The 16,875-nt window shown below is 71.3% G+C and carries 16 protein-coding genes and 1 pseudogene; 6 read left to right on the top strand and 11 right to left on the bottom strand.

Features of this window, described 5'->3' with window-relative positions:
• Positions 1 to 20 precede the first annotated feature (20 nt).
• The 3 genes from HNR02_RS32170 to HNR02_RS32160 all read right to left on the bottom strand — a co-directional run bounded on the left by HNR02_RS32170 (position 21) and on the right by HNR02_RS32160 (position 3,688).
• The gene (locus tag HNR02_RS32170) at positions 21 to 1,631 is read right to left on the bottom strand and encodes an ABC-F family ATP-binding cassette domain-containing protein (RefSeq protein WP_179777368.1); all 1,611 of its coding nucleotides are present in this window, start codon (positions 1,629 to 1,631) and stop codon (positions 21 to 23) included.
• 198 nt (positions 1,632 to 1,829) lie between these two features.
• Entirely contained in the window at positions 1,830 to 2,420 is a 591-nt protein-coding gene (locus HNR02_RS32165; RefSeq protein ID WP_312861250.1) for a GreA/GreB family elongation factor, read from the bottom strand.
• 8 nt (positions 2,421 to 2,428) lie between these two features.
• The gene (locus HNR02_RS32160; RefSeq protein WP_179777367.1) at positions 2,429 to 3,688 is read right to left on the bottom strand and encodes an NAD(P)/FAD-dependent oxidoreductase; all 1,260 of its coding nucleotides are present in this window, start codon (positions 3,686 to 3,688) and stop codon (positions 2,429 to 2,431) included.
• 107 nt (positions 3,689 to 3,795) lie between these two features.
• Here HNR02_RS32160 and HNR02_RS32155 point away from each other — a divergent pair, with 107 nt between their 5' ends.
• Complete coding sequence (locus HNR02_RS32155; RefSeq protein WP_179777366.1) at positions 3,796 to 5,319, top strand: PucR family transcriptional regulator; 1,524 nt, start codon at positions 3,796 to 3,798, stop codon at positions 5,317 to 5,319.
• A gap of 299 nt (positions 5,320 to 5,618) precedes the next feature.
• Positions 5,619 to 5,939, top strand: coding sequence for a gas vesicle protein GvpK (gene gvpK / locus HNR02_RS32150; RefSeq protein ID WP_246339334.1), 321 nt, complete (start codon positions 5,619 to 5,621; stop codon positions 5,937 to 5,939).
• A gap of 8 nt (positions 5,940 to 5,947) precedes the next feature.
• On the opposite strand, the gene HNR02_RS32145 is transcribed toward gvpK, so the two are convergent.
• Positions 5,948 to 6,868: a hypothetical protein gene (locus tag HNR02_RS32145; RefSeq protein ID WP_179777365.1), complete on the bottom strand. Its 921-nt coding sequence runs from the start codon at positions 6,866 to 6,868 to the stop codon at positions 5,948 to 5,950.
• A 46-nt stretch (positions 6,869 to 6,914) separates the two neighbouring features.
• Positions 6,915 to 7,142, bottom strand: a complete 228-nt coding sequence (locus HNR02_RS32140; protein WP_179777364.1) for a hypothetical protein — start codon at positions 7,140 to 7,142, stop codon at positions 6,915 to 6,917.
• Between the two features lie 179 nt (positions 7,143 to 7,321).
• On the opposite strand from HNR02_RS32140, the pseudogene HNR02_RS32135 reads away from it, so the two are divergent.
• Positions 7,322 to 8,214 (top strand): annotated as a pseudogene (locus HNR02_RS32135) (SDR family oxidoreductase).
• A 39-nt stretch (positions 8,215 to 8,253) separates the two neighbouring features.
• On the opposite strand, the gene HNR02_RS32130 reads toward HNR02_RS32135, so the two are convergent.
• From HNR02_RS32130 to HNR02_RS32115, 4 genes are read right to left on the bottom strand one after another with little or no spacing between them, the layout of a single operon-like run.
• On the bottom strand, positions 8,254 to 8,670 hold the full coding sequence (locus HNR02_RS32130) for a TA system VapC family ribonuclease toxin (protein ID WP_179777363.1): 417 nt from the start codon (positions 8,668 to 8,670) through the stop codon (positions 8,254 to 8,256).
• Complete coding sequence (locus tag HNR02_RS32125) at positions 8,667 to 8,894, bottom strand: antitoxin (protein WP_179777362.1); 228 nt, start codon at positions 8,892 to 8,894, stop codon at positions 8,667 to 8,669. The genes HNR02_RS32130 and HNR02_RS32125 overlap by 4 nt, the downstream gene beginning before the upstream one ends.
• Positions 8,895 to 8,933: 39 nt before the next feature.
• Positions 8,934 to 9,989: a serine hydrolase domain-containing protein gene (locus tag HNR02_RS32120; RefSeq protein WP_179777361.1), complete on the bottom strand. Its 1,056-nt coding sequence runs from the start codon at positions 9,987 to 9,989 to the stop codon at positions 8,934 to 8,936.
• Complete coding sequence (locus tag HNR02_RS32115; RefSeq protein ID WP_312861249.1) at positions 9,986 to 11,299, bottom strand: flavin-containing monooxygenase; 1,314 nt, start codon at positions 11,297 to 11,299, stop codon at positions 9,986 to 9,988. The genes HNR02_RS32120 and HNR02_RS32115 overlap by 4 nt, the downstream gene beginning before the upstream one ends.
• Before the next feature lie 74 nt (positions 11,300 to 11,373).
• Here HNR02_RS32115 and HNR02_RS32110 point away from each other — a divergent pair, with 74 nt between their 5' ends.
• Together HNR02_RS32110 and HNR02_RS32105 are read left to right on the top strand one after the other, a co-directional pair.
• The gene (locus HNR02_RS32110) at positions 11,374 to 11,973 is read left to right on the top strand and encodes a TetR/AcrR family transcriptional regulator (protein ID WP_179777359.1); all 600 of its coding nucleotides are present in this window, start codon (positions 11,374 to 11,376) and stop codon (positions 11,971 to 11,973) included.
• Positions 11,974 to 12,570: 597 nt separating this feature from the next.
• Complete coding sequence (locus tag HNR02_RS32105) at positions 12,571 to 13,575, top strand: amidohydrolase family protein (protein ID WP_179777358.1); 1,005 nt, start codon at positions 12,571 to 12,573, stop codon at positions 13,573 to 13,575.
• A gap of 2 nt (positions 13,576 to 13,577) precedes the next feature.
• Here HNR02_RS32105 and HNR02_RS32100 read toward each other — a convergent pair whose 3' ends face one another.
• Complete coding sequence (locus HNR02_RS32100) at positions 13,578 to 13,841, bottom strand: hypothetical protein (protein WP_179777357.1); 264 nt, start codon at positions 13,839 to 13,841, stop codon at positions 13,578 to 13,580.
• Between the two features lie 303 nt (positions 13,842 to 14,144).
• Between HNR02_RS32100 and HNR02_RS32095 the strand changes: the two genes are divergently transcribed.
• Positions 14,145 to 16,052 (top strand): FAD-dependent monooxygenase, encoded by a 1,908-nt coding sequence (locus HNR02_RS32095; protein WP_179777356.1) that lies wholly within the window; start codon positions 14,145 to 14,147, stop codon positions 16,050 to 16,052.
• Positions 16,053 to 16,085: 33 nt separating this feature from the next.
• On the opposite strand, the gene HNR02_RS32090 is transcribed toward HNR02_RS32095, so the two are convergent.
• Positions 16,086 to 16,832 carry an SDR family NAD(P)-dependent oxidoreductase gene (locus HNR02_RS32090; RefSeq protein ID WP_179777355.1) on the bottom strand — a complete coding sequence of 249 codons (747 nt, stop codon included), beginning with the start codon at positions 16,830 to 16,832 and terminating at the stop codon, positions 16,086 to 16,088.
• Between the last annotated feature and the right edge of the window lie 43 nt (positions 16,833 to 16,875).

Genomic DNA, 16,875 nt, shown 5'->3' with positions numbered 1-16,875 from the left:
ACAGATTCGTGCGCACTCGTTCAGCGTGCGGTCTCGGTGAGCCTGCCCTCGTGGAGCCGCAGCCTGCGGTCGATCCTGATTTCGTCCAGGAAGCGCTCGTCGTGGCTGACCACCACGAACGCGCCCTCGTAGGCGTTCAGCGCGCTCTCCAGCTGCCCGGCGCTGACCAGGTCGAGGTTGTTCGTCGGCTCGTCCAGCAACAGCAGCTGCGGCGCGGGTTCGGCGAACAGGACGCAGGCCAGCGTGGCGCGCAGGCGTTCCCCGCCGGACAGGACCGCGACCGGCAGGTGTGCCCGGTCGCCGCGGAACAGGAAGCGCGCCAGCAGGTTCATCCGTTGCGCGGGCGGCATCGCGGGCGCGGACGCCGCCAGGTTTTCCGCGACGGTGCGGTCGTCGTCGAGCAGGTCCAGACGTTGCGAGAGGTAGGCGATCCGGCCGTCGGCGCGGGTGATCCCGCCACCGTCCGGGCCGAGATCACCGCTGATCATCCGCAGCAGCGTCGACTTGCCGGTGCCGTTGGCGCCGGAGAGGGCGATGCGTTCCGGACCGCGGATCGCCAGGTCGAGTCCCTCCCCGAAGAGGTCCCGTTTGCGCAGCCCCGCACCGAGGAACAGCGTCCGCCCGGCCGGGACCGCGGTGCGCGGGAGTTCCAGCGTGATCTTCTGGTCCTCCCGCAGCGACCGCTCCGCCTGGTCCAGCCTGGCCTTGGCGGCGCTGACCCTGGCCGCGTGCGTCCCGTCGGCCCTGCCCGCGGACTCCTGCGCGTTGCGCTTGCGCGCACCGGCGAGGATCTTCGGCAGCCCCGCGTTCGCGACGTTCCGCTGGGCATTGCTCGCGCGTTTGGCCGCGCGCTCCCGCGCCTGCTGCATCTCGCGCTTCTCGCGCTTGACCTCCTGCTCGGCGTTGCGGATGTTCTTCTCCGCCACCTCGCGCGCCGCCTCGACGGCCTGCTCGTAGTCGGTGAAAGTGCCGCCGTAGTAGGTGATTTCGCCCGCGTCCAGCTCGGCGATGCGGTCCATCCGGTCCAGCAGCGCGCGGTCGTGGCTGACCACGACCAGGCAGCCGCTCCAGTCGTCGAGCACGGCGTGGAGCTTGCGGCGGGCCGCCAGGTCGAGGTTGTTCGTCGGTTCGTCGAGCAGCAGCACGTCGGGCCGCCCGAGCAGCTGGGCGGCCAGCCCCAGCGACACGATCTGGCCGCCGGAGAGGGTGTCCAGGCGGCGGTCGAGCGCGATGTCGCCGAGGCCGAGCCGGTCCAGCTGGGCGCGGGTGCGTTCCTCGATGTCCCAGTCCTCGCCGATGGTGGCGAAGTGCTCCTCGTCCACCTCACCCGATTCGACGGCGGCGAGCGCGCGCAGGACCGGTTCGACACCGAGCACTTCGGACACCGGCGGTGCGCCGGTGAGCGGGAGGTCCTGCGGCAGGTAGCCGAGCAGGCCGTCGACGGTCACGCTGCCCGCGGAGGGTGCCAGCTCGCCCGCGATGAGCTTGAGCAGCGTGGACTTGCCGGCGCCGTTGGGGGCGACGAGCCCGGTGCGGCCGTCCGGGACGGTGAAGGACAGCCGGTCGAAGACCGGGGTGTCGTCGGGCCAGGAGAAGGACAGGCCGGAGGCGACGATAGGGGAATCGGACATGACGGCGAACCTCGGGAAAGGTGGCGCAGGCACCCGGCCTGCGCGGGAACGGGTGGACGACGACGCGGCCACCGCGGCATCAGACGCCGGGGGCCTGCTCACTCCGGGGATCACCCGGAGATGTCGTCTTCACCTGCCACGTCGAATCTCCCGAGAACGGTGCACTTCCGTACCGACCCTAGCATTCTCCGGACGTCGTCAGGCCACGGCGTGCTGTCCGTAGGGCACCGCGCTCACCAGGGTCACCCGCACGGTCGCGCCGCTGGGCACGGTGTAGCTGCGGGACTCGCCCTGGCGCGCGCCGGTCAGTGCGCGGCCGAGCGGGGAGTCGGCCGAGTACACCTCCAGGCCGTCGGCGGCGCCGTCGCGGGCGCCCAGCAGGAACGTTTCGGTGGTGGTCTCGTCGTCGAACCGCACGGTCAGGACCATGCCGGGTTCGGCCACACCGTCGTCCGGTGGTGGCTGACCCACCACGGCGCGGCGCAGCAGGTCCTCCAGCTCGCGGGCCCGCGCCTGCCGCCGCAGCAGCCCGGCGACCGGATCTTCGTCGTCGGGCGCGGCCGAGGTGCGCAGGGCGGCCAGTTCGTCGCTCAACCGCGCGTACGCGGCTTCGGTCAGCCACACGGTGTCCATGGCGTTGTCTCGCTTTCGGTGAGGGGTGCGCCGCCGCAGCAGGGTCGCGTTGGCGTCGTCGGCGAAACCGGCCGCGACGCGCAGTAGGATGTCGCGCTCGACGCGCAGGAGCGCGTTTTCGGCGCGGAGGAACTCGACGTCGTCGGTGGGGTCCACGGCCGGACTCACCGCAAGGGGTCGAACGGCCGCAGTGCTTCCGGCCGCTTCCCGGTGACGACGCGTTCGGCGAGCAGCTTCCCGGTGACCGGCCCCTGGGTGAAGCCCCACATGCCGTGCCCGCCGGCGACGAACACGCCCGGCGTGCCGGTCGCGCCGATCAACGGGAGCCCGTCGGTGGTGACCGGTCTCGGTCCGACCCACGTGTGCCCGCGGCCCTCCCAGTCCACGCCCTCGAAGAACGGGGCCGCCGACCGCACGATCGCCTCGACGCGCCGCTCGTCGGGCGGGTCGTCCGGGCCCCGGAACTCCATGGTCCCGGCCACTCGCATCCCGTCACGGCAGGGCGTGCAGGCGACCCGCACCCCGGGCAGGTAGACCGGTTCCGGGATCGGGGCGGACGCCGGGACGGTGAAGGAATAGCCGCGCCCGGCCCGCACCGGCACGCGCACCCCGAGCCTGCCCGCGAGGCGGGGCATCCACGCCCCGGTCGCGATGACGGCGACGTTGCCGGAAAAGGTGACTCCCTCGCGGGAAACGGCCGTGACCGCGTGCGGGTGCGCCCGGATCGACCGCACGTCGAAACCGGCCCGGATCGTGCCGCCGCGGTGGCGCACCGAATCCGCCAGTGCCCGGACGAACCGTGCCGGGTCGGCGTAGCGCTGCCCGGTCAGCCGCACGCCGGCTCCGGCGTGCGCGGACAGCTGGGGCAGCAGGGCACGCAGCTCGGTCGCGGTCAGGCCGGTGTGGTCGGCGCGGGCACCGGCGGCGGTGAAGCGCCGCAGTTCGGACAGCAGGGTCGTCGCCTCTCCCGCGGAGGGGAACACGGCGGTGATCGGCGAGTCGGTGGTCTCGGCGACCACGCCACCCCGGGTCAGGGTGTCGAAGGCGTCCAGGCAGTCGTCGTTGAGGGCCAGGTTGGCGCGCACCACGCGGTTCCAGGCCGGCCACGTGCAGTGCGCCGCGAACCGCAGCAGGAACGACCACAGTCCCGGATCGGCGGTCCACGGCACGTGCAGCGGGGCGTCGCGGCGGACGAGGGAGGCGACACCGGTGCGGCGCACGCCCGGTTCGTTGAGCGGGATGGCGAGGCCCGGCGACAACCAGCCGGCGTTGCCCCACGAGGCACCGGCCGCGACGCCGGTGCGATCCAGCACCGTCACCCGCACGCCGTGTTCCTGCAGGAACCACGCCGTGGACAGCCCGACGATCCCGGCGCCCACGACGACGGCCGTGCGCGGTCCCGCATCCTGAGCAGTCACCGGCAACCCTCCTCAACGCTTTTGCCCGGTTCATCCCGAGCATCGCCGACTCACGGGGGAGGGGTGATGTGCTGCATCCACAATCCGCGAGGCGGTGCTTGTAGGATTTCGACATGGTCAAGCTCGACCGGTTGATCACGATCCTCGGCACCTACGGGGCACGCCTGGCCGGGCCGTCCGCCGACCGCGAGGTCGCGCTCCACAGCGTCGCGCTGCACGATCCGGTGCGGCCCGGTACCCCGGTGGGCGACGTCTTCCTCGCCGTCGGGGTACCGTCGGCGGCCGAGGCGGTCCGGCTCGCGCGCGCGGCCCAGGCGGCCGTGGTGGTCGTGCGCACCACGGAAACCCCGGAGCCAGGACTGCTGCGCGACGCGGAGGGCCCCGCCGTGCTGGTGGTCGAACCGAGCGTGTCCTGGAGCCAGGTGGCGGGCGCCGTCTACGGCATGGTGCTGGAAGGGCGCGAGACCGAGTCCGGGCGTGGCCCCGCCGACCTGTCCGCGCTGGCCGACACGATCGCCGCGGCGGTGGGCGGACCGGTGACGATCGAGGACCAGCTGTCCCGCGTGATGGCCTACTCCAGCCACCAGCACGAGGCCGACCCCGCCCGGCAGGACACCATCCTCGGCAGGCGCGTGCCGGACCGGGTGCGCGACCTGTTCGAGCGGCAGGGCGTGTTCACCCACCTCGCCCGCTCCGACGAGGCGTTGTTCGTCCCCGCCTCGCCCGCGCACGGACTGCACGGCCGGTCGGTCGCCGCGGTACGGGCGGGCCGGGAACTGCTGGGATCGCTGTGGGTCTCCCGCACCGAGCCGCTGGACCCCGGGCAGGCGCGGATCCTCACCGACGGGGCCCGGACGGTGGCGCTGCACCTGCTGCGCGGGCGGGTCAGCGCGGACCTGGAACGGCAGGTCGAATCCGAGCTGGTGATCCAGCTGCTGGAAGGCGACGCCGATTCCGGGACGGTCGCCGCGAAGCTGGGCCTGCCCGCGTCCGGCCTGCGGGTGGTCGCGCTGCAGGCCCACACCGGCACCGAGCGCAACGCCGGGCTGCTGCTCGCCTTCGAGCGGGCCACCACCGGGTTCGGGTGGTCACGGGTGGGGCGCAGCACCCTGTTCGGCAACACCGTCTACACCGTGCTGCCCGCCGTGGAGGCGGAACCGGCGTTCGGCTGGGTCCGGCGGCTGGTCGCCGGCCTGCCCGCGCACCTGCGCGTCGTGGCCGGGATCTCCGGGGACGGCGAGGTCGCCGACCTTCCCGCCGCGCGCCGCGAATCCGACGAATGCCTCGCGCTGCACGAACGGCTCGGCGACGGGGACGCGGTCTGCTACGACGAGTCCTGGCACGAGGTCCTGCTGCAGCGCCTGCGTTCCGCGGCCACGTCCGGCCGCGTCCCCGCCCGCGGCCCGGTCGCGCGACTGGCCGGGCACGACGCGCAGCACGGCACCGAGTACGTCCCCACGCTGCGCGCCTGGCTGGAGTCCCAGGGCGATTTGAACCGCGCGGCCGAGGCGCTGGCCGTGCACCAGAACACCGTGCGGAACCGGTTGCGCCGCATGGGATCCGCCGTGCCCGCACTGGACCTCGACGACGCCACCCAGCGCCTGGCGATGCTCATCGCGCTGGCGGTCCTGGACTGAGTCGCCGCCGCAGCGCGGTGGCTACGGCCGCACCGCCGAAGAGGAGCATGCCCCCGGCGCCGGTGCCCGCGATCAGCAGCCGCATCGTCCGGCGGCTGTCACACACCGTCGCCGGCGGGGAGGTTCCGGCGGGCTCGTCTGTTCCGGCGAGGCCGGGGGAGCGTTCCGCACACCGCGCGCACACCACCGCGGCCAGGGCTAGTTCCGAGGCCGTGTAGTGAGGGCGTGTGGTGGTGTGTCAACCCCTTGATATGGGTAACGGAGTTCCTGCTGGAACGGTGTCGCCCAAGATCAACGCGATGGCTGAGCGGCGCTACGAAGCCGAACCCGAGGCCACCGAACGCAGCCTCGTGACGCTCGTGCTGACCGTGGTCGAGCTGCTGCGGCAGCTCATGGAGAAGCAGGCGCTGCGCAGGGTGGACCAGGGCGACTTCACCCGACGACCAGGTCGAGGCGATCGACCTGACGCTGATGCGGCTGCCGGGACGGGGATCGCCCGCGGCGCCGGGTGCGCCGGCACCGACGGGATCGACTGGCTGGAGATCCTGACCCAGCTGGTGCTCGGCGTGTCCGCGGCGGCCGCGGTGTTCGGCAAGCGGCGCCGCGGGCTCATGCACTGACGCGCGGCTCAGCCACCGGCGGGCAGCCGTCCGCTCGGACGCTCGGCGACGATCTCCCAGGCGCCGGGCCCGCCGGTGCGCAGGACGGTGGGGATCAGATCACCGCTCGTGTCGGGCGAGGTGCGCACCCAGTCCTCGATCTCCCTGGCCCAGCCGGAACTCGCGCCCGCGAAGACGATGTGGTCCGGGCTGATCAGCCCCACGATCAGCTCGTTTTCTCCGATCTGCTCGGTGGCCTTCTCGTGAAAGTCGTCCAACGTGATCACGGACGCGGCACACAGGTTGTCCTGCCCGCGCCGCGCGGTCATCAGGATTCCCTTGTCCGCGTCCTGGTGGCCGGCGAAGGCGAGGTCACGGACGAAGTTGCCGCTCATCTCGCCCGCGAGTTCCTCGAACTCGTCCGCGGTCATCTCCTCGAACCTGTTCCGCAGGAGGTGGGACAGGGTGATCCTGCCGGTGTCCGAGGTGGCCACCTTCGCGAACCCCATGTGCAGCCGGTCGCCCGCCACCGGGAAGGAAGCGTAGATCTTCAGCGGGCCGTCGTAGGTGTGGAGGGTGGGCAGCCATTCGCCCTCCGCTTCGGTTTTCGCCATCCGCTGCGCGAGTTCCGCCGTCTCCAGTTGCGCTGTCGCTTCGCCGGCGGCGGCGATGGCCGCGCTCCAGTCGTCGCCTTCGGGGCGGTCGAACCCGTGGGTGAACTCGGCGTTGCGGAACGTCCCGGCCAGGAAGATCCGGTCCACTCGGGAGGGCTGCCAGAAGCAGTGCACGCGGGTGATTTCGGCCGCCGGCACCGGTCGCTCCTCCTGCACCTGCCGCCAGGCCTGCCGGACCGCGTCCTCGGCCCTGGCGGGTGCGAATCCTTGCAGCAGATCTTCGTCACGGCCGTTCACCTGGAAGATGACGACGTTCTTTTCCCCAGTGTTGTCCACCGCGGTGACGTTAGCACCGGCGAAAGCCCGGCGAGGCTGACGCTCGTTAGTCCGCCGGCGGCGGCCGTCGCCGGGCTCCCGTCGCGATGGCCGCGCCGCCGAAGAGCAGCACCCCCGCGGCGCCCACGCCCGCGACGAGCAGCCGCGTCGTCCGGCGGCTGTCGCACACCGTCGCCTTCGGGGGAGTGTCCGTGAAGTAGTTGTCGTAGGTTCCGGTGCGCACTGTGTCGCTGTCGGCGAGGCCGGGGGAGCGGCTGAGGGCGGCTCCGCACACCGCGCGCACACCACCGCGGCCAGGGCGAGCCCCCAGGTGATCGCTCGCACCCCGGAAGCCTAGCCCTCCGCGCTGAATTGCGTCCGGTGCAAACATCTCTTGCTCAAGTTGCGTGGCAGTGCATGCCTCAGCGCTTCACACTTGGTTCTCGTCAGCATGGACAACGAAGGAGCGATCACATGCACGTCTTCGTCACGGGCGCGACCGGGTGGATCGGCTCGGCCACGGTCGACGAGTTGCTCGGCGCCGGACACGAGGTCACGGGACTCGCCCGGTCGGACGCCTCCGCCGCGGCGCTGGAGCGGAAGGGCGCGCGGGTCCTGCGTGGCGACCTCGACAACCTCGACAGCATCCGGTTCGGTGCCGGTGACGCCGAGGCCGTCGTCCACCTCGCCAACAAGCACGACTGGGCCAACCCGGCGGCGATGAACAGGGCCGAGCGGGACGCGGTCGAGACGATCGCCGACGCGCTCGCCGGCACCGACCGCCCGTTCGTGCTCGCCGCCGCGCTCTCGGGCCTGGTGCGGGGCAGACCCGCGCTGGAGTCCGACCCCTCGCCCGCGGTGGGCCCCGGTTCTCCGCGCGGGGGCGCCGAAAACCTCGCCCTGGGGTACGCGGCGAAGGGGGTGCGGGTGGCGAGCGTCCGGTTCGCGCCGTCCGTGCACGGCACGGGCGATCCGGGTTTCCTCGCCTCCGTCGTCGCGGCCGCACACAGGCACGGGTCTCGGGCTACATCGGCGACGGCGCCAACGCGTGGGCAGCGGCGCACCGCCCCGACGCGGCCCGGCTCATCCGGCTCGCGATCGAGGGCGCCCCGGCGGGCAGCATCCTGCACGCCGTGGCCGAAGAAGCCGTCACGACGCGCGAGATCGCCCTGGCCATCGGGCGCCGGTACGGCCTGCCGGTGGTGCCGGTCGCGCCGGAGCGGGCCGCCGGGCACTTCGGGTTCATCACGCGGTTCTTCGGCATGGACATGTCGGCCTCCAGCGCGCGGACGCGAGAACTGCTCGGCTGGACCCCGACCGGCCCGACCCTGATCGCCGACATCGAGGCAGGCGCCTACGACACCTGAGGAGGTGCGGCCGCGTGGGACGTCGTTCTGGGTGGCGGATCAGACCCTCTTCTGCGACGGAATCACTGGTAGCAGGTCCGCGACGTCCGGGTGGAGTTTCGCGAGCCCCTGGTCGAAGGTGGCCAGCCGTCCGCCGTTGGTCCGGGCGAGGTGGGCGAGGTAGGCGTCGGTCACCTGCCGGTGGCCCAGGACGCCGCCCATCGGAACGTCCGTGTAGGAGATCGAGTCCGGCCAGTAGCTGTGCCGTTCGTTTTCCCGCACCCCGGCGAGGGTTGCCAGTGCGTTGTCCGCGGTTTGTCCCTGGCGGAGCAGCAGCCGGAGGAGGCTGCCTTCGGTCATGGGACAGGTGGCGAACACGTCATCGGATGCCGTGAACCAGGCTTCCGCCGAGTGGTGGTGAACGTGGTCGGCCACGACGAGCGCAATCAGGACGTTCGCGTCGAGCAGAACCGTCACTGGTCGTCGTCCAGGGAGCGAACGTCCTCGGTGGTGATGACCTTGCCCAGGCTCACCACCGGCAAACCGGTCACGGGGCTGCGCGAGACCTCGGACGGCTTGCCCTGTCCGAGACCGCGCCGCATGAGCTCGGCGACGGTGTCACTCAACGTGCGGGAAGTGTCCCGAGCAATCGACAACGCCTGCCGATGCAGGTCCTCGGGGAGGTCGATGGTGGTACGCACCCTTGCATCTTAGCATCACTGCATCAAGATGCGAAGAGATCACAGGCAGGAGGACAACGCTTCCGCCCAGGCCCTCGTGTTGGGCGCGCCGATCAGGCCCGGCTCCATCCGGTTCATGACGTAGGCGAACGTCAGCCGCCGGTCGAGGTCGTTGATCACCAGGGATCCGCCGAATCCGCTCCACCAGCAGATCCGCTTCTCCGCGTGCACGGCGTACCCGAGCCCGAACCGGACGGCCGCGCCCAGCACGCGGTCCACCCCGTCGGCCTGCACGTCGAAGATCCGGTCCACGGCGGACAGTTCGCGGTGCGACACGAGCGACTGCAGCCGGGCGACCGAGCGTGCGTTGCCCTGCCCGTTCAGCCCGCCCAGCTCGGCGGCCAGGAATGGCCGAGTGGTGGTCACCGGGGGCGGGATCAGCGGGTTCGTCAGCGTCCGCACCGCGACCGGGGCCAGCGCCGCGTAGTCCACACCCGACGACGGCGGCGGCACCAGGGTGGCGACTCGCGAATCGATTTCCGGGGGCGCGCCGATCCAGTAGTCCGCCTCCGGGAACTCCGCGCGCAGCACCGCGCCGACCGTGCGCCCGGTGACGCGCCGCACGATCTCGCCGACGAGGTGACCGTGGGACACCGCGTGATAGCCGGAACCGTCGCCCGGCTTCCACCACGGTTCCTGCGCGGCCAGCAGCGCCGCGGCGCGTTCGGTGTCGTAGAGATCTTCCAGCGCAACGGTTTCCCGCCACGTGCAGAGCCCGGCGGTGTGCCCGAGGACGTGCCGCACGAGCACGTCCTCCTTGCCCGCGGCCCCGAACTCCGGCCAGTAGCGGGCGACCGGCGCGTCCGGGTCCAGCTCACCCCGGCCGGTCAGCAGCAGGGCGACCAGCGCGGTCACGGTCTTGGTCAGCGAGTAGGTGTTGACCAGCGTGTCCCGCGTCCACGGCACCCCCGGTGAGGCTGTCCCGCCCCACAGGTCCACGAGCACGGCCCCGTCCTGGATCACGCAGACCGACGCGCCCGCCTCCTCCCCGGTGCGCAGCCGGCGTTCCAGCAGGTCACCGAGGGCGGCGAACCGCTCGTCGCAGGTGCCGTTCACCGCACGGCCGCCCCGGCGCGCTTGCGGCCCGCCTCGATCTCGCGGTGCAGATCGCGGACGTAGCGTGCGAAGTCGACCTGGATGGTGTGCCGCGGCGCGCGGTAGTACTGGCCGAGGTGCTTGTCCTCGTCCCGCGTGATGACCGCCCGCATTTCGTCCACTGTGGGCAGTGCATAACGTCCGGTGAGGTGCTCGGCGATGAGTTTGCTCTGCTGCTCGGCGAGGTTGACGATCGTCGGAGACGCCTGCGCCAGCCCGGCATAGTAGAGGTTGCCGATGCCCGGCCGGATGATCCGCTTGAACAGCGGCAACCGGTGCTCGGCGTCCGGCACCAGCTCCGGATCGTCGAAGAACGGGAACGACATCCGGTAGCCGGTGGCGCACACGATCACGTCGGCCTCGACGCGGCTGCCGTCCACGCACACCACGGCGTCGCCGTCCAGCCGCTCGATCTCGGGCACGCAGGTCAGATCGCCGGAACCCGCCTTGGCGAGGAAGTCGATGCTGACCGACGGGTGCGCGGACAGCGGCTCGTGGTCCGGTTTCGGCAGGCCGTAGTCCTCCATGGCGCCGAGCGTCTTCTTGATCGCGCGCCGGGACAGCGCCAGCCCGATCTTCTTCGGCATCCACGGCGGCGTCATCATCTTGTCCGCGGGCTTGCCACCGCGGTACTTCGACAGCACCCACACGCCCCGGCGCGCGGACACCCAGACGTGCTCGGCGATGGAGCGGTGGGACAGCTCGGAAGCGATGTCCAGCGCGGAGTTTCCCATGCCCACCACCACGATCCGCTTACCGCGCATGTCGACCGGGTCGAACGGGCTGCGGTAGCCGTGGCTGTGCAGGACCGGGCCGTGGAACTCGCCGGGGTAGTCCGGCAGGTGCGGGTTCCAGTGATGGCCGTTGGCGACGACGAGCGCGTCGTAGCGGCGGGACTGGCCGGTGTCGAGCGTGACTTCCCAATCGCCGCCGGGCTGCCGCGTGGCGTGTTCGACCGCCGTGCCGAAGGTGATCTTGTCACGCAGCCCGAAGTGCTCGACGTAGTCGCGGAAGTAGCGGTGGATCAGGGAGTGGTGCGGGAAGTGCGGCCAGTCCTCGCCCGCCGGGAACTCCTCGAACTGCAGGCGCGTGGTGGACGTGTCGATGTGCAGCGATTCGTAGCAGGCGGAGCGGCCGTTGGGATTGCCGAAGTACCAGTTTCCGCCCACGTCGTCGGACATCTCGAAGCAGTCGAACGGGATGCCGTGGTCCTGCAGGCGTTTCGCCGTGGTGAAGCCGGAGCAGCCGGCGCCGATGATGCAGACCCTCACGCGTGCCTCCTCCACTCGGTCCCCAGCACTGTCGCACTTCGCTGACGGTGTGTCCAGTGAGTAGCCTTGGTGTCATGACGCTGCGCGAACGGCAGAAGCAACAGACCCGTCTCGGCCTGCTGGAACAGGCGAAGGCGCTGTTCGTCGAGCGCGGGTACGCCGCGGTGACGATCGACGACATCGTCTCCGCGGTGGGATGCAGCCGCGCGACGTTCTACCTGCACTTCTCCGGCAAACCGGAGATCCTGCAGAAGATCGGCGCGGAGACCATGGCGCGGCGGGCGGTGGCGGTCTACGCCGACCTCGACGCCGTGCTGGAGACCGGTTCGCGCGCCGAGTTGACCGGTTGGATGCGGCGCGCGGTGGCGTGGTTCGAGGAGAACCAGGCGATCCTGCCCGCGTGGGACGAGGCGGTCGCACTCGAACCGGACTTCAAGGCCATCGCGAAACGGGCGGTCGACGAACTGCCCGCGGCGATGCCCCGCTACCTCGCGCGCTGGGGCGAGGCCCGCCGGGAGGAGGCGCACCTGCGGATCGAACTGCTGGTCAGCCAGCTGGAACGGTTCTTCACCCGCTGGGCGGTGCAGGGCACGATCGAGGCCGGTGCGGACACCGCCGCCGAGGTGCTCGGCGACATCTGGTTTCCGGCCCTGATGCCACCCGGGCAGCGATAGTTGTCGATTGATTTTCGACAGATTCGCTGCCGGGACAGTTCGCCCACCGCGCGCGAGAACCCGGAGGCGGCCGGACCGCGCTGACGCGGTGATCTGATGCCGATCGTGGTGCGCCTGGACGTGGAGCTGGCCAAGCGCAAGATGCGCGTCGGCGAGTGCGCCGAGAAGGGCCGGCCTGCCCCCGGCGACCTTGTGGAGTGAGCCGACGACGAACCGGAAAAAATGATTGACGCGCGAATGGCCTCCGGTCATCATGAATGCACACCGGCCAATCGAGGAGAAATGATGGTGCGCACAGGACGGCGGGAGCGGCTGACTCGCTCCGCATTCTCCTGGTATGCGCAGGAAAGCCAGGGCCACGAAGGTTTCCCGCCGTGACGTGCTGACGTCACGTCGAGGGAGCCGCCCATCGGGAAACCGATCCGGGCGGCTTTCTTTCGGGTGCCCGGAAAACATTCTCCCGCCAAGGGCATCGAGGCATTTCCCGTGCGTTCGTCTCGGCCGCCATCGGGGCGGGCGACGCGAGCAAGGGGCCCGGCCGTCCACGAGGGGGGCGGCCGGGCCCGGTCCACGTCCGCCGCGCGGTACGGTCCGGGCATGACACGGCTGCCGAAGATCGCCCTGGAAGAGGCCTACGAGCACCCGGACCGGGTGGCGTGCCTCCTCGCCGACGAGGCCGCGCTGGCGGACGCCTCGGACCGGGGCGGGGTGACGCCGGAGTTCTACCGTCCGGTGCAGGAGAAACTCGGCGAGTTCGGCGACATCCGGCTGCGAAGTATGGACGCCGCCGGTATCCGCCACACCATCCTGTCGCTGACCGCGCCCGGCGTGCAGAGCATCCTCGACCCCGCCGCCGCGACCGCGGAAGCCCGGCGCCAGAACGACTTCCTCGCCGAGCGGATCGCCGAGCACCCGGACCGGTACTCCGGCTTCGCGGCGGTCGCGCTGCAGGAACCGGAGAACGCGGCCACCGAACTGCGGCGCGCGGTCACCGAACTCGGCTTCAAGGGCGCGCTCGTCAACGGCTACACCAACATCGGCGACGGCGAGCACGGCAGCTACCTCGACGAGCCGCGGTACCACCCGTTCTGGGAGGCGCTCGCCGAACTGGACGTGCCGCTGTACCTGCACCCGCGGCCGCCGCTGCCGGGCAGCCTCTACGACGGGCACCCCGAGATGAAGGGCGCCACGTGGGGTTTCGGCGCCGAGACCGCCGCCCACACCGTGCGGTTGCTGCTCAGCGGCCACTTCGACCGGTTCCCCACCGCGAAGCTGATCGTGGGGCACCTGGGGGAGGGGCTGCCGTCGCTGCTGTGGCGGACGCAGCACCGGTTCGCCGACAACCCGTTCGGCCGTCGCTTGCGCAAGACGCTGCCCGAGTACGTCGCGGACAACATCTGGATCACCACGAGCGGCACCTTCGACGACCACGCCCTGATCAACGCGGTACTCACGGTCGGCGCCGATCACATCCTGTTCTCCGTGGACTACCCGTACTCGGAGAACGCCGAGGCGGCCGACTGGATCGAACGGGCGCCGGTCAGCGAACTCGACCGCCGCAAGATCGCCCACGGCAACGCGGCCGCCCTGTTCGGCGTCTGAGCTCAGGCCAGTTCCGCCGAGACCACGGCGGGCAGCTCGCGCAACCGGGTGAGCAGGTGCGTGATCTCCTCCGGTGGGAGCAGGATCGCGCAGACCATGCTGCTTTCCCGCACGCCGTCACGGATGTCGACGGACAGTTCGTGCACGTTCGTGAGCTCGCCGACCAGGGCGGGAACCTGCGCGGCGCCACCGGTGAAGTAGGTGGCGACGCGGCGCCGGACCGGCAGCGACGTGTGGCGGGCGGGGGCGAAAGTCGGCAACGACATGGCGGATCTCCACGGCTGAGGAACGGGCTGGACCCGGGCCAGGCCCCGAGGAGGTTCCGCGAGAAGGCGCGGTCACGGGCGCTGCGCGCCGGCGACCTGGTTCAGCCGGCGCGCCGGGTTACGAGCTGAGTCGTCAGGCGCTGCACGGCGACAGGCTAACACGAGTCCGCGACGCCACCGAGTGAGCCCACTCGCTGTTCTGCGGTGCAGAACTTCCTGTTCCTCACACCGCTACCTACCGGAGCATGGGCCGAGCCCGGCCGCGTGGATCCGGGCCCGCGACGGCGTGAAGGAGTGCGAGCAGTGCAGTTCTACCTCGACGGCTACCGGCCGGGGGACCCGTTCGTCGAACGGCCGCACGCGAGTGTGGCGGACCGCGGCGGCGACCTGCCGGACACCGCGGACGTCGTGATCGTGGGCTGCGGGCCCGCCGGGCTGGTGCTCGCCGCGCAGCTCGCCCAGTTCCCCGGGATCCGCACGGTGATCCTCGACCGGCGCGACGGGCCGCTGGAGGTGGGGCAGGCCGACGGGGTCGCCTGCCGCACGGTGGAGATGTTCGAGGCGTTCGGTCTCGCCGGCCGTCTGATCGACGAGGGGTACCAGGTCAACGAGGTCACGTTCTGGCAGCCGGACCCGGGTGACGGCTCGTCCATCACCCGCACCGGGCGGATCGACGACGTCGAAGAGGGCCTGTCCGAGATGCCGCACATGATCGTCAACCAGGCGCGGATGCTGACCTACCTGCGTGACCACATGCGGCGCTCCTCCACCCGCGCCGAGCCGTACTACGGCCTGCACGCCACGGATGTGCGGATCGGCGAGGGCTCCGAGTACCCGGTCACCGTCACCGTGGACCACGTCGAGGGTTTCGAGCCCACCGGCGAGACGTCCACCATCCGCGCGAAGTACGTCGTCGGCTGCGACGGGGCCCGCAGCGGTGTCCGCAAGGCCATCGGCCGGAGCCTGGAGGGCGACGCGGCGAACTCGTCATGGGGTGTGCTGGACGTCCTGGCCGTCACCGATTTCCCCGACATCCGGCTGAAATCCGCCATCCACTCCGAGCACGGCAGCGTCCTCGTCATCCCGCGCGAGGGCGGGTACCTGGTCCGCCTCTACATCGAGCTGGACAACGAGCGCGACGCGGAGATGCTGCGCGAGCGCACGGTCACGCCGGAGAAGCTGGCCGCGGTCGCCAACCGGATCCTGCACCCGTACACGCTGGAGGTGAAACAGGTCGGCTGGTGGGCGGTGTACGAGATCGGACAGCGCCTGTGCCGCCGCTTCGACGACGTCCCCGACGACATCCCCGACAGCACCGCCGACAGCACGCGCCTGCCACGGGTGTTCATCGCGGGCGATGCCTGCCATACGCACAGCGCGAAGGCCGGGCAGGGCATGAACGTGTCGATGGCCGACGCGTGGAACCTGGGCTGGAAGCTCGGCACCGTGCTGCGCGGCACGTCGCGCCCGGAGGTGCTGCGGACCTATTCGGCCGAGCGCCAGGAGGTCGCCAGGGAACTGATCGAGTTCGACCGCGAGTTCGCCGCCGCGTTCAGCACCCGCCCCGGGCAGGACGCGGACCGGGAGGAGTTCCAGCGCTACTTCCGGCAGCAGGGCCGGTTCACCGCCGGGGTCGCCGTCCGCTACGAGCCCTCGATCGTCACCGCGGCGACCACGCACCAGCACCTGGCCGAGGGGTTCCCGGCGGGGATGCGGTTCCACTCCGCGCCGGTGATCCGGCTGGCCGACGCCAAACCGGTGCACCTCGGTCACGCCGCCCGCGCTGACGGCGCCTGGCGCCTGTACGCGTTCGCCGACCGCGTCCACCCCGCCGCGCCCGGCTCGCGGCTGCGGGCGCTGGCCGGGTTCCTGGGCTCGGAGAAGTCGCCGCTGACCCGTTTCACCCCGGCGGGTGCCGAACCGGACTCGGTGATCGACGTGCGGGCCGTGCTGCAACAGGGCCACCGCGACGTCGCGGTGGCCGACCTGCCGCCCGTTCTGTTGCCGCGCAAGGGCCCGTTCGGCCTCACCGACTACGAGAAGACCTTCTGCCCGGACCCGGCCACCGACGTCTTCGACCTGCGAGGCGTCTCGCGGGACACCGGATGCCTGGTGGTGGTGCGACCGGACCAGTACGTCGCGCACGTCCTGCCGCTGGACGCGTACGAGGAGCTGACCGGCTTCTTCGACGGGGTGCTGGTGGAGGTCTGATCCGCCGCGTGGGCCGGGCGCCGCGTGCTCCGGTCAGAACTGGTTCTCACCGCCGTCGACGTCGAGGTTCGCGCCGAGGATGAAGGTGCTGTCGGCGGAGGCGAGGAAGGCGACCACGCCGGCGATCTCCTCCGCGCGGCCGAGCCTGCGGATCGGCACGTCCTCGGCGAGCCCGGCCTTCATCACGGCCGCCTCCGCCTCGCCGACGACCCGGTCGATGCCCGGGGTGTCGATCGCGCCCGGCGAAATGGCGTTGACCCGGATGCCCCGGCCCTTCAGTTCGTTGGCCCAGGTCCGCGCGAGCGAACGCGTCGCGGCCTTCGACGCCGAGTACAGGCCGAAGTTCTCCCGGCCGTCGTCGGCGCGGATCGAGGCGTTGAGGATCACCGATGCGCCCTCGTTGAACAGGGGCAGCGCTTTCTGAACGGTGTGCCAGGTGCCCCGGACATTGATGCCGAAGGTCTGGTCGAACTGCTCCTCGGTGGCCTGCTCCAGCGGGGCGAACGCGGCCCAGCCCGCGTTGGCGAACAGCACGTCCAGTCCCCGGCCGCGGGCGCGGACCTCGTCGTAGAGGCGGTCCAGGTCGGCGGGCTCCGCGATGTCACCCGGCACCGCGACGGCCGACGGGCCGATGGACGCGGCGGCCGCGTCCAGTTCGGCCTTGCGCCGTCCGGTCAGGTAGACGTACGCGCCTTCGGCCACCAAGCGGGCCGCGGTGGCCCGCCCGATCCCGGTGGCGGCGCCGGTGACGACCGCGGTCTTGCCTTCGAGCTTTCCCATGTCGTACTCCTTCGGTATCGATCGGTACTGAAGTCGACCGTAG

Origin of the sequence: Amycolatopsis endophytica, assembly GCF_013410405.1 — a bacterium.
GTDB lineage: Bacteria > Actinomycetota > Actinomycetes > Mycobacteriales > Pseudonocardiaceae > Amycolatopsis_E > Amycolatopsis_E endophytica.
This window is presented reverse-complemented; position numbering and strand designations above follow the sequence as displayed.